The sequence below is a fragment of the Azoarcus sp. DN11 genome (genome assembly GCF_003628555.1).
Classification (GTDB): Bacteria; Pseudomonadota; Gammaproteobacteria; order Burkholderiales; family Rhodocyclaceae; genus Aromatoleum.
Genome location: NZ_CP021731.1, coordinates 480683 through 493875 on the forward strand (window position 1 = coordinate 480683; position 13193 = coordinate 493875).

At 70.0% G+C, this 13193-nt stretch carries 7 protein-coding genes; 5 read left to right on the plus strand and 2 right to left on the minus strand.

Annotated elements, in window-relative coordinates; genetic code table 11:
• Nucleotides 1-153 precede the first annotated feature (153 nt).
• Nucleotides 154-2310, minus strand: a complete 2157-nt coding sequence (rocD, locus tag CDA09_RS02145; RefSeq protein ID WP_121427115.1) for an ornithine--oxo-acid transaminase — start codon at nucleotides 2308-2310, stop codon at nucleotides 154-156.
• 141 nt (nucleotides 2311-2451) lie between these two features.
• A complete protein-coding gene (gene ubiB / locus CDA09_RS02150) occupies nucleotides 2452-3981 on the minus strand; it encodes a ubiquinone biosynthesis regulatory protein kinase UbiB (RefSeq protein WP_121427116.1) in 1530 nt (509 codons plus the stop codon).
• A gap of 203 nt (nucleotides 3982-4184) precedes the next feature.
• On the opposite strand from ubiB, the gene argS reads away from it, so the two are divergent.
• The 5 genes from argS (at nucleotide 4185) to CDA09_RS02175 (ending at nucleotide 13177) form a co-directional block, all read left to right on the plus strand.
• A complete protein-coding gene (argS, locus tag CDA09_RS02155; protein ID WP_121427117.1) occupies nucleotides 4185-5948 on the plus strand; it encodes an arginine--tRNA ligase in 1764 nt (587 codons plus the stop codon).
• A gap of 15 nt (nucleotides 5949-5963) precedes the next feature.
• Complete coding sequence (locus CDA09_RS02160) at nucleotides 5964-6545, plus strand: SPOR domain-containing protein (protein WP_121427118.1); 582 nt, start codon at nucleotides 5964-5966, stop codon at nucleotides 6543-6545.
• Between the two features lie 134 nt (nucleotides 6546-6679).
• A complete protein-coding gene (locus CDA09_RS02165) occupies nucleotides 6680-7321 on the plus strand; it encodes a thiol:disulfide interchange protein DsbA/DsbL (protein ID WP_121427119.1) in 642 nt (213 codons plus the stop codon).
• Nucleotides 7322-7377: 56 nt separating this feature from the next.
• Nucleotides 7378-8175: an SDR family oxidoreductase gene (locus tag CDA09_RS02170; RefSeq protein ID WP_174718401.1), complete on the plus strand. Its 798-nt coding sequence runs from the start codon at nucleotides 7378-7380 to the stop codon at nucleotides 8173-8175.
• Nucleotides 8176-8356: 181 nt separating this feature from the next.
• The gene (locus tag CDA09_RS02175) at nucleotides 8357-13177 is read left to right on the plus strand and encodes an NAD-glutamate dehydrogenase (protein ID WP_121427120.1); all 4821 of its coding nucleotides are present in this window, start codon (nucleotides 8357-8359) and stop codon (nucleotides 13175-13177) included.
• Nucleotides 13178-13193: the final 16 nt, after the last annotated feature.

Genomic DNA, 13193 nt, shown 5'->3' on the forward strand with positions numbered 1-13193 from the left:
GCCTCGCGACACGCTCACCCGCCGCCGACGCACCGATTCGGGGCGTTGCCAAACCGAAAGCAATTGAATTCGCGGGAAATTCTAGCAACGAATGCCGCTCCGGGGGCGACGATTTCCTCCGGAGCGGCAAGCGGGCGCGGCGCTGGGGCGCCGTCAGGGGTGCAGCGGTTCGTGACGTGGCACGGCGGTGGCGGACGCCAGCGTGTCGATGACGATGTCGGCCGCGGCGTCGAGCTCGGCCTCGGTGATCACCAGCGGCGGCGCGAAGCGCAGCACCGTCCCGTGTGTGTCCTTGGTCGCGATGCCGCGCGCGAGCAGCAGCTCCGCCGCGGTCGTTGCGCGCAGCAGTGCCGGATCGAGCTCGATGCCCACGAGCAGCCCGCGCCCGCGCACCTCGCGGATGCAGGGCAGGCGCGCGTCGCGGAAGCGGGCCATCAGGCGTTCGCCGAGGCGTGCGGCGTGTTCCCACGGACGCGTCTCGTCGAGGAGGGCGAGGACTTCCAGCGCCACGGCGGCGCCGAGCGGGTTGCCGCCGAAGGTCGAGCCGTGGTCGCCCGGCCGGAAAACGTCCATCACTGGTGCGTCGGCAAGGAAGGCCGACACCGGCAGCAGCCCGCCGCCCAGCGCCTTGCCGAGAATCAGCCCGTCCGGGTGCACGCCCTCGTGGTCGCAGGCGAGCAGGCGCCCGGTGCGGCCGAGGCCGGTCTGGACTTCGTCGGCGATCAGCAGCACGTTGTGGCGGCGGCAGATCTCGGCGCAGCGCGCGAGGTAGCCCGTCGGTGGTACGAGGATGCCGCCTTCGCCCTGGACCGGCTCGACGAGGAAGGCCGCGGTGTCCGGCGTGATCGCCGCCTCGAGCGCGTCCGCGTCGCCATACGGGATGCGCTTGAAGCCCGCCGGGAAGGGGCCGAAGCCGTCGCGGTACTGCGCTTCCGAGGACATGCCGACGATGGTGATCGAGCGCCCGTGGAAGTTGCCTTCACAGGCGATGATCTCGGCGCGGTCGGGCGCGATGCCCTTGACCTTGTAGCCCCACTTGCGCGCCGTCTTCAACGCCGTCTCGACCGCCTCGAGGCCGGTGTTCACCGGCAGCACGCGGTCGTAGCCGAGCAGGCTGCACAGGCGCTCCATCAGCACCGGCAGGCGGTCGTTGGAGAACGCGCGCGAGGTCAGCGCGAGGCGCTGCGCCTGGTCGTTGAGCGCGCGCAGCAGGCGCGGGTTGGCGTGGCCGAAGCTGACCGCCGAGTAGGCGCTCATCATGTCGAGGTAGCGCCGCCCCTCGACGTCCCACAGCCACACGCCCCGGCCGTGGCGGAAGACGACCGGCAGCGGGGCGTAGTTGTGGGCGCCGAACTCGCGCTCCTTCGCGCGCAGCAGGTAGGTCGACGGGCCCAGCGCCGCGCCGGCGATGTTCGCGACCCAGCCCGCGCAGGTGCCGCCCGGATCGAGGCCGGGCAGGTATTCGACGATCTCCAGCGCGGCGAAGTCGCCGCAGCCGCGCAGCGCGAGCAGCGCGTCGCACAGCTCCTCGGGCGCGATGCCCGCCGTTTCCGGGCAGGTGACCGCGGGGAAGGCCGAGGCGTCGAGCGCGTCGAGATCGATGCTGACGCCGAACGCGCCGGTGCGTTCGCGCACCACGCTCAGCGCGTCGCAGAACACCGCGGCGATGCCGCGCTCGCGCACCTCCGCCATGTCGAAGACCTGTACGCCCAGGCGCCGCAGGCGCTCGCGCTCTTCCGGCTCCCAGGTGCGGGCGCCGATCACGGCGACGTTCGCCGGATCGATTCTCGGCCCGTCGATCCCCGTCAGGGCCGGGTCGCCCTCGTCCAGCAGGGCCGCGAGCGGCATGCCGTGGATGTTGCCCGAATGCGTGCTGAGCTCGGTGTGGCTGTCGAGGTGGGCGTCGATCCAGATCAGGCCCAGCGCGCCGCGCGCTGCGACGCGGGTGGCGACGCCGCGCCACGTGCCGATGCCGATGGCGTGGTCGCCGCCGATCACGAGGGGAAAGACCTCGGGGGCGAGCGCGGTCAGGTGGTCCGCAACGCGCCGCGCGAGCTCGCCGACCGCATCGAGGCGCTCGCGCATCGGCGCGCCCGCGGGCGGCACCGTGAGCGGCGCGAGCGTTTCCTGCCAGCTCGCCGCCACCCCCAGCCCCCGCAGGTGCTGCAGCAGGCCGTGGCGCTCGAGTGCGGCAGGGGCCGCTTCCGGTCCCGGCGCGGGGGCGCCGAGGGCCGACGCGACGCCGACGATGCGCACGACGGCGCGCAGGTCGGCATGGGACGGGACGTGCAGCGGCGCGGAGTGAGTCATGGCCATCCTCCCTGCCCGCAGGAGTGCGGACGAATAATCGATGCGCTTACGCATTCGACGTACACCGCAGGGATTCGTTCAGGGGCCGCCGGCGTGCGCGGGCTGGCGCGTGACGGAGTGCGCGTCTGCCGCGCGGGGCGGTCAGCCGATGAGCCGGTACAGCTCCAGCCCGAGGATGGCCGCGAGCAGCGTCGAGACGAGCCACAGCACGCGCCCGTGCGTGCGCTGCGCGACAGCGAGACGCTCCAGCTCGCCGCTCTGCACCTCGTGACGATGCGCGGTCGAGTCGAGCACGCGATGCACGAGACGCGGCAGCTGCGGCAGCGTGCCGGCCCAGGATGGCGCCTCGTCCTTGAGGTTGCGCAACAGGCCGCGCCAGCCCATCTGCTCTTCCATCCAGCGTTCGAGGAAGGGCTTCGCGGTCTTCCACAGGTCGAGCTCGGGGTCGAGCTGGCGGCCCAGGCCTTCGATGTTCAGGAGCGTCTTCTGCAGCAGCACGAGCTGCGGCTGCACTTCCATCTCGAAGCGGCGCGCGGTCTGGAACAGGCGCAGCAGCGTCTTGCCGAAGGAGATGTCCTTCAGCGGGCGGTCGAAGATCGGCTCGCACACCGCGCGGATCGCGCTCTCGAACTCATCCACGCGCGTGTGCGCGGGCACCCACCCGGCCTCGATGTGGGCGCGCGCGACGCGGTTGTAGTCGCGCTTGAAGAAGCCGAGGAAGTTCTGCGCGAGGTAGCTCTTGTCCTCTGCGTTGAGCGTGCCGACGATGCCGAAATCAAGCGCGATGTAGCGCCCGTCGGCATGCACGAAGATGTTGCCGGGGTGCATGTCGGCGTGGAAGAAGCCGTCGCGGAACACCTGCGTGAAGAAGATCTCGACGCCTGCGCGCGACAGCGCCTTCAGGTCGGTGCCCTGCGCGCGCAGCGCGTCGAGCTGCGAGATCGGCACGCCGCGCATGCGCTCCATCACCATCACGCTCTTGCCGCACCAGTCCCAGTACACCTCGGGGACCTGCAGCAGCTTCGAGTTCGTGAAGTTGCGCCGCAGCTGCGAGCAGTTCGACGCCTCGCGCATCAGGTCGAGCTCGTCGTGCAGGTACTTGCTGAATTCGGCGACCACTTCGCGCGGCTTGAGGCGGCGCGCCTCGGGCCACAGTTTTTCGAGCAGCGCCGCCGCGGTGTCGAGCAGCGCGAGGTCGTGCGCGATCACCGGCTCGATGCCCGGGCGCAGGATCTTGACGGCGACCTCGGTGCCGTCGGGCAGGCGCGCGAAATGCACCTGCGCGACCGAGGCGGACGCGACCGGCGTGCGCTCGAAATCGACGAAGACCTCGTCGACCGGCTTGCGGTAGAAGTCCTCCAGCACCTTCAGCGCCTGTTCGGTCGGGAAGGGCGGCACGCGGTCCTGCAGCAGCGCGAGCTCGTCGGCGAGATCGGGCGGCAGCAGGTCGCGGCGCGTCGACAGCATCTGGCCGAACTTCACGAAGATCGGGCCGAGCGACTCCAGCGCCCGGCGCAGGCGCTCGCCGCGCGGCGCCTTGGGGTGGCGCCAGAAGAACACCATGTGCCACAGCTTTACCAGGCGTCCGCTCGGATCGGCTTCGAGCACCATCTGGTCGAGGCCGAAGCGCAGGCCGACGGTGATGATCTTGGCAAGACGGAAGAGACGCACTTTGGATTGCCGGGCGGGGAAAGGCGGGACTTTAGCCCGAAGGGGCGTGCGTGGAAAGGGTGGCGGCGCGGCCGGATGGCCGGCGGAAGCGCCGATCGGCAGCGCGGCCCCAAGCAACGCACTGCACGCGCACCGACACGTGCACGTCGGGCCTTGCCGGGCGATCCGCTATAATCGCGCGTTTAGTTTCTTTTCCGAGTGCCATGAGCGCCGATCCGAAAGTCCAACTTGCCGACCTGCTGCGCGCCGCGCTGAAGAGCGTCGCGCCCGATCTCACCGACATCCCGATCCAGCTGGAACGCCCCAAGCAGGCCGGTCATGGCGACTTCGCCACCAACCTCGCGCTGCAGCTCGCCAAGCCGCTGCGCCGCAGCCCGCGCGACCTCGCGACGATGCTGCTGGCCGAGCTGCCGGCCTCGCCGCTGGTCGCGAAGACCGAGGTGGCCGGCGCGGGCTTCATCAACTTCACGCTCAATTCGGGGGCGAAGACCTCGGTCGTCGCCGACGTCCTCGCCCGTGGCGCGGCATTCGGCCGCGGCGTGCGCCGCGACACCCGGGTGCAGGTCGAGTTCGTCTCGGCCAACCCGACCGGACCGCTGCACGTCGGCCATGGCCGCGGCGCGGCCTACGGCGCTTCGCTGTCGGCGGTGCTCGATTTCGCCGGCTACGACGTCACGCGCGAGTACTACATCAACGACGCCGGCCGGCAGATGGACATCCTCGCGCTGTCGACCTGGCTGCGCTACCTCGCCTTCCACGGCATCGAGATCGACTTCCCGCCCAACGCCTACCAGGGCGACTACGTCATCGACATGGCGCGCGAGCTGCGCGAGGGCCACAAGGACCGCTTCGCGAAAGTCACCGTCGCGCAGATCCTCGCCGGCGCGCCCGGCCTGCCCGCGCCCGAGCGCAAGGACGACGAGGCCAAGGCGCAGCGCGAGACGCACCTCGACGCGCTGATCGCCAACGCCAAGCGCCTGCTCGGCGAGGACTACCCCTTCGTGCATGGCTTCGCGCTCAACGAGCAGCTCGGCGACGGCCGCGACGACCTGCACGAGTTCGGCGTGCATTTCGACCGGTGGTTCTCCGAGCGCAGCCTGTTCGACACCGGCCTGGTCGAGCGCGCCGTGACCGAGCTCGAGAAGCGCGGCCACCTCTACCTGCAGGACGGCGCCAAGTGGTTCCGCTCGACCGCCTTCGGCGACGAGAAGGACCGCGTCGTGCAGCGCGACAACGGCCTGTACACGTACTTCGCGTCCGACATCGCCTACCACCTGAACAAGTACGAGCGCGGCTTCGACCGCATCATCGACATCTGGGGCGCCGACCACCACGGCTACATCCCGCGCGTGAAAGGTGCGCTCGCCGCGCTGGGCCTGCCGCCGGAAAAGCTCGAAGTGGCGCTGGTGCAGTTCGCCGTGCTCTACCGCAACGGCCAGAAGGCGGCGATGTCTACCCGTTCGGGCGAGTTCGTGACGCTGCGCGAGCTGCGCCGCGAAGTCGGCAACGACGCGTGCCGCTTCTTCTACGTGCTGAGGAAGAGCGACCAGCACCTCGATTTCGACCTCGACCTGGCGAAGAGCCAGAGCAACGAGAACCCGGTCTACTACGTGCAGTACGCGCACGCGCGCGTGTGTTCGGTGCTGCAGCAATGGGGCGGCGACGCGGGCGAGCTGGCCGCGGCCGACCTCGCGCGCCTCGAGAACGAGCGCGAACTGGCGCTGTGCGCACGCCTCGGCGCCTTCGCCGAGCTGGTCCAGGGCGCCGCCGCCGACTACGCGCCGCACCAGATCGCGTTCTACCTCAAGGACCTCGCCGGCGAGTTCCACAGCTGGTACAACGCCGAGCGCATGCTGGTCGACGACGAGGCGGTGAAGCTCGCGCGTCTCGCGCTCGCCGCCGCGGTGCGCCAGGTGCTCGCCAACGGCCTCGCGCTGTTGGGCGTGTCGGCACCGCAGTCGATGTAATCCTCGGAGAACCCCGTGAGTCGTGACCGCAAGCCCAGCAGGAAATCGAGCCGCCCGGCGAGGAGCGGCGGCGGCGTGATCGTCGGCATCTTCATCGGACTGGTGCTCGGCGCACTGTTCGCCGCCGCCGCCGCGTGGTACTTCACCCGCAATTCGCCCTTCCAGCCGCCGGCTGCGCCGGCGCCCGCCGCGACGCGCGCGCCCGCGGCCGAGCAGCCGCCGGCCTCGCTGCCGGGCAAGCCGGGCGACCGCCCGGTGGTCAAGCCCGACTTCGAGTTCTACAAGATCCTGCCGCAGGGCGAGGGCGCGCCGGCCGAGAGCAAGCCGCCCGCACCCGCCGCGGCGGCGCCGGCCGCGGCCGACAAGCTCTACCTGCAGATCGGTGCCTTCGAGAATCCGGCCGAGGCCGACAACCTCAAGGCCAAGCTCGCGCTCAACGGCATCGAAGCCAGCGCGCAGCGCGCGCAGCTGCCCGATGGCCGCACGATGCATCGCGTGCGCATCGGCCCCTTCGCCAAGCCGGAAGACATGAATCCGGTGCGCGCGCGCCTGTCCGAGGCCGGCTTCACGGCGACGGTCGTGAAGGGCAATCCCTGAGCGATACCGCCGTTCGCGCCGAGTTCGTCGAAGGGCTCGGCCCGAATGGCATCGGGGCGATATGCCGCAGAGATTTCGGGAACCACTCGCAGGGCCGGCCGTCTGAGACCTTGTCATCCACTCGGGAGTATTGAATGAACCGTCGTGCTGCACTCAAGCAACTGTCTGCCCTGACCGCCCTGTCCGTCCTCGGCGGCGGCGCCTGGGCCCAGAAGGCCGGCCAGCCCTTCCAGACGCTCGCCACCAAGGTGCCGACCGAAGTCGCCGGGAAGATCGAGGTGATCGAGTTCTTCTCCTACGGCTGCCCGCACTGCAACGACTTCGAGCCGCTGCTGAACCACTGGAAGAAGACACTGTCGCCCGACGTCAATTTCGTGAAGGTGCCGATCACCTTCAATCGCCCCGAGTGGACCAACCTCGCGCGCATCTACTACACCCTCGACGCGATGGGCGAGGCCGACAAGCTCGGTTCGGCCGTGTTCGCGGCGATCCACGAGCAGCGGCGCCCGCTGCAGAAGGAAGACGTGCTGCTCGAGTGGATCGGCGGCGTCACCGACTCGAAGCGTTTCAGCGACACGTGGAAGTCCTTCGGCGTGCAGTCGCGCCTGCAGCGTGCGAACCAGATCGCCGCCGCCTACCGCGTCACCGGCGTGCCGATGATGGCCGTCGACGGCCGCTTCGTGGTGTCGGCCTCGACCGCCGGCAGCCACGAGGCGATGCTCAAGACCGTCGACGAGCTGGTCGCGCGCGCGCGCTCGGAGAAGGGCAAGGGCTGATGCCCGCGCGGCCCGGCTGCCGCGCGTCCGGGCACGCATCCGATCGCCGATCCCGCATGGTTCGCTCCTCCGCAAGTCCGGCTCCGGCCGGACTTCGTGTTTTCCTGACCGGCGCCTCGAGCGGCCTCGGGCAGGCGTTCGCGCGCCATTATGCGCAGCGCGGTGCGCGGCTCGGGCTCGTCGCGCGGCGCGCCGACGCCCTGTCGCAGCTGGCGGCCGGACTTCCCGGCGAGCATCTCGTGCTGCCCGCGGATGTCGGCGACGGCGCGGCGCTCGCGGACGCGGCCCGGACCTACCTCGCGCGCGTCGGCGTGCCCGACATCGTCATCGCGAATGCCGGCGTGTCGGTCGGCACGCTGACCGAATGCGCGGAAGACCTCCCCGCCTTCGAGCGCGTCATGCGCACCAACGTGAATGGCATCGTCGCGAGCTTCCAGCCCTTCGTCGCGGCGATGCGCGAGCGCGGCGCGGGGCGGCTCGTCGGCATCGCCTCGGTCGCCGGCATCCGCGGCCTGCCGGGGGCGGGCGCCTACAGCGCGTCCAAGGCTGCGGCGATCGCCTATCTCGAAAGCCTGCGCGTCGAGCTGCATGGCAGCGGAGTGCGCGTCGTGACGCTTGCGCCCGGCTACATCGCGACGCCGATGACGGCCGTGAACACGTACCCGATGCCCTTCATGCTGCAGGCCGACGAGGCGGCGCGGCGCATGGCGAAGCTCATCGACGCCGGCCGCGGCTACGCCGTGGTGCCGTGGCAGATGGGTGTGGTCGCGCGCGTGCTGCGGGCGCTGCCCAATCCCCTCTTCGACGCCCTGTTCGCACGCGCCGGCCGCAAGCCGCGCGGATTGCCGCTGTAGTTCCCGCATACGGCGCGCCCCTTCCCCGCGGCACGCGATGCGGGTATGGTGATCCGGATATTCATCCGACAATGAAATACCGTTCGGGCTGAGCCTGTCGAAGCCCTGCCGGCGCCCTTCGGCAAGCCCGGGGCGAACGGGGTGTTTGATGGGCGCGGCCCGCGTCACGCGGGAGACAGCGATGCAGACACGCCATGTGGAGAGCGGTGCCGCAAGTTTCGAAACGATCCTGGAACAGATCGAACTCAAGCTGCCCGCCGACCAGGCGGCGCTCGTCGCGGCCTTCGCACGGCGCTGGTTCAGCCAGGTCGCCCCGGAGGACATCGCCGACTACACCGTCGACGACCTGTACGGTGCGGTGCTCAGCCACTGGAACTTCGCGCGCAAACACCGCGGCGGCACGCGGCTGAGGGTCTATAACCCGAAGCTCGAGGAACATGGCTGGGAGTCGACCCACACCGTCATCGAGATCGTCAACGACGACATGCCCTTTCTCGTCGATTCGATCGCGATGGAGGTCAACCGCCAGGGCCTCACGCTGCACCTCATCATCCACCCGGTGATGCGCGTCGTGCGCGACGCGGAGGGTGTACATCAGCGCATCATCGAGGAGGCCGACGCCTCGGAAGGGGGGTACGAGTCGATCATCCATGTCGAGGTCGACCGCCGCACCGATGCGGACGACCTCGATGGGCTGCGCGCGGGACTCGAGCATGTGCTGGCCGACGTGCGTCTCGCCGTCGCCGACTGGCGCCCGATGCAGCAGCGGGTGGCCGAGATCGTCGCGGAGGTCGAGCGGAACCCGCCGCCGGTGCCCGCGGAGGACACGCAAGAGAGCGTGGCGTTCCTGAAGTGGCTGATGGACGACAACCTCGTGCTGCTGGGGTGCCGCGATTACGAACTGGCCGAGCTCGATGGCAAGCCCGAGCTGTGCATCGTCGCCGGCTCGGGCCTGGGCCTGCTGCGCGAGAAGGAGGGCGAGCGGCAGTCGCGCTCCTTCGGCGCCCTGCCGCCGGAGCTGAAGACGAAGCTGCCCCACCTGCCCGTGCTGCTGACGGTGACGAAGTCGAATACGCGCTCGACGGTACACCGCGTCGGCTACATCGACCGCTTCAGCATCAAGCGCTTCGACGCGGACGGCCACGTGTGCGGCGAACGCCGCGTGATCGGCCTGCTGGCGTCGACCGCGTACAGCACCAGCCCGCAGCTGATCCCCTTCCTGCGCCGCAAGGTCGATGCGGTGATCGCCCGCGCCGGCCTGATGCCGAAGAGCCATGCGGCCAAGGCACTGCTGACCATCCTCGAACGCTATCCGCGCGACGAGCTGTTCCAGATCGACGCCGGGGAACTCTTCCACCAGGCGATGGGCATCCTGCACCTGGGCGAGCGCCAGCGCACGCGGGTTTTCGTGCGCTGCGACCCGTTCGCGCGCTTCGTCTCCTGCCTGATCTACGTGCCGCGCGAGCACTACAACACCGACCAGCGCCTGCGCATGCAGGCGGTGCTGATGGAAGCCTTCAACGGCGTGAGCTCGGACTTCGACGTGCAGTTCTTCGAGTCCGCGCTGGCGCGCGTGCTGATCACCGTGCGCACGCGCGGCTCGGCGATCCCGCCCTTCGAGGTGCATGAACTGGAACAGCGCATCGTGCGCGCGACGCGGCGCTGGGAGGACGAACTGCATCGCGTGCTGCTCGAACATTGCGGCGAGGAGCGCGGCATGGCGTTGCTGCGCCGCTACGGCGGCGCCTTCCCGGCGGGCTACCGCGAGGAGTATTCGCCGCGCGTGGCGGTGTTCGACATCGAGCAGATGGAATCGGTGGCGGGCGACGGCCTTGCGATGAGCCTCTACATCCCGCTCGAGGCGCCTGCGGGGCGGCTCAACTTCAAGATCTACCGCGCCGGTGCGCCGGTGCCGCTGTCGCAGAGCCTGCCGATGCTCGAACGCATGGGCGTGAAGGTGATCGAGGAGCGCCCGTCGGAGATCGCGCGCCAGGACGGCCAGTGCGTGTGGATCCACGACTTCGGCCTGGCCTACGTGGGGGCCGAGGAACTCGACATCGACACGCTGCGTCCGCTCTTCCACGATGCCTTCCTGCGCGCCTGGCGCGGCGAGATCGAGAGCGACGACTTCAACCGCCTGACGCTGCTCGCCGGCCTCACGTGGCGCGAGATCACGGTGCTGCGCGCCTACGCGAAGCACATGAAGCAGGCGGCCTTCACGTTCAGCCAGGCCTACATGCAGCAGACGCTCGCGGCCCATCCGCGGCTCGCACGCCAGTTGATCGAGCTCTTCTCGCTGCGCATGGACCCCGCGCGCGTGGCCGAGTGCGCACGGCACGAGGCGACGGTGCTCGCCGGCATCGACGACGCCCTCAACGACGTCGCGAACCTCGACGAGGACCGCATCCTGCGCCAGTTCCTCGCGATGGTGCGCGCGACGCTGCGCACGAACTACTACCAGCGCGACGCCGACGGCGCGATCAAGCCCTACCTGTCCTTCAAGCTCGACCCCCGGCGCATCCCGAACCTGCCGCAGCCGCTGCCGATGTTCGAGATCTTCGTCTATGCGCCGCGCTTCGAAGGCGTGCACCTGCGCGGCGGCAAGGTCGCGCGCGGCGGCCTGCGCTGGTCGGACCGCATGGAGGACTACCGCACCGAGGTGCTGGGCCTGGTGAAGGCGCAGATCGTCAAGAACGCGGTGATCGTGCCGGTCGGCTCCAAGGGCGGCTTTGTCGTCCGGAATCCGCCGCCCGCGGGCGACCGCGAGGCCGTGCTCGCCGAAGGCATCGCGTGCTACCGGCTGTACCTGCATGGCCTGCTCGACCTCACCGACAACCTCGTGCAGGGCCGTGTCGTGCCGCCGCCCGACCTCGTGCGCCACGACGGTGACGATCCCTACCTCGTCGTCGCCGCCGACAAGGGCACGGCGAGCTTCTCCGACTATGCCAACGGCGTCGCCGCGGAGTACGGCTTCTGGCTCGGCGATGCCTTCGCATCCGGCGGCTCGGCGGGCTACGACCACAAGAAGATGGCGATCACCGCGCGCGGCGCCTGGGAGTCGGTGAAACGCCATTTCCGCGAGCTCGGCCTCGACACGCAGAAGCAGCCGTTCACGGCGGTCGGCATCGGCGACATGTCGGGTGACGTGTTCGGCAACGGCATGCTGCGCTCGCGCAAGATCCGCCTGATCGCCGCCTTCGACCATCGCCACGTCTTCTTCGACCCCGACCCGGACCCGGAAGCGTCCTTCGTCGAGCGCGAGCGCATGTTCGCGCTGCCGCGCTCGTCGTGGAACGACTACGACCGCGCGAAGATCTCCGCGGGCGGCGGGGTGTGGCCGCGCAGCGCGAAGTCGATCGCGCTGTCGCCGCCGATGCAGGCGGTGCTGGGCGTCGAGGCAGAGTCGCTGACGCCGTCCGAACTGATCCGCGCGATCCTGCGTGCGCCAGTCGATCTGCTCTACAACGGCGGCATCGGCACCTACGTCAAGGCGACGAACGAGACCGACGCCGCGGTCGGCGACCGTGCCAACGACGCGGTGCGCGTGAACGGCGCCGAGCTGCGTTGCCGCGTGATCGGCGAGGGCGGCAACCTCGGCATGACGCAGCTCGGGCGCATCGAGTACGCGCTCAAGGGCGGCAAGCTCTGCACCGACGCGATCGACAACTCCGGCGGCGTGGATTGCTCCGACCACGAGGTGAACATCAAGATCCTGCTCAACAGCGTGATCGCCGAAGGCGAACTCACCGGCAAGCAGCGCGACGCGCTGCTCGGCGAGATGACCGACGAGGTCGCTGCGCTGGTGCTGCGCGACAACTACGCGCAGACGCAGATCCTGTCGGTGATGCGTTCGCGCGGCGTGGCGCTGCTCGACGAGCAGGCCGAGTTCATCCGCCGCCTGAGTTTCGCCGGACGCCTCAACCGCAAGCTCGAATTCCTGCCGCTCGACGACGAGATCGCCGAACGCGCCGCTGCCCGTATCGGCCTGGTCACGCCGGAGCTCGCGGTGCTGCTCGCCTACAGCAAGATCGAGTTGTACGACGAGGTGCTCGCGTCCGACGTGCCGGAAGATCCGTACATCGGCACCGCGCTGTCGCGCTACTTCCCCGAACCGCTGCGCGAGCGCTTCGCTGCGCACATCGCCAAACATCCGCTGCGCCGCGAGATCATCTCCACGCACGTCATCAACAGCATGATCAACCGCGTCGGTCCGACTTTCGTCGGCCGCCTGCAGGGCGAGCTTGGCGTCACGGCAGCGGATGTCGTGCGCGCCTACATGGCCACGCGCGAAGTGTTCGGGCTGGTGCCCACGTGGCATGCGATCGAGGCGCTCGACAACCGCGTCGAGGACGCCGTGCAGACCGCGATGATCATCGACTGCGGCCGCCTCGTGCAGCGCGGCACGCTGTGGTTCCTGCGCCACCGCGAATGGCTCGCCGACCTGCCGGCCACGCTTGCCTACTTCTCGCCCGGCGTCGCCGCGCTGTCCGAACACCTCCACCGCCTGGTGTCCGACGACTACCGCACGCAGCTCGACGCGGCCGTCGCGCGCTACGTCGAGCGCGGCGTGCCCGCGGAACTCGCGCTGCGCATCGCCTCGCTCGACGAACTCTACTCGGCGCTCGACCTCGTCGAGATCGCCGCCGACACCGGCCGCCCCGGGCCGACCGTCGCCGCCGCGTATTTCACGCTCGGCGGCCACCTCGACCTGTACTGGCTCGGCGCGCAGATCGCTGCGCTGCCAGCCGACACCCGCTGGCAGAACCTCGCCCGCGGCGCCCTGCGCGTCGACCTCTCGAACCTCGCCCGCGCGCTCGCCGCGGAGGCCCTGAAAGCCTCGCCCGACCTCGGCCAGCCGGACGACGTCATCGCGGCCTGGGAAGCCCGCCGCATGCCGCAGCTCGACCGCTACCGCCACCTCCTCGCCGATGTGAAGACGACGCAGGCGATCGAGATGTCGATGCTGTCGGTGCTGCTGAGGGAGCTGCGCGGGATGGTGTGAGCGCCGGGGCCGGACG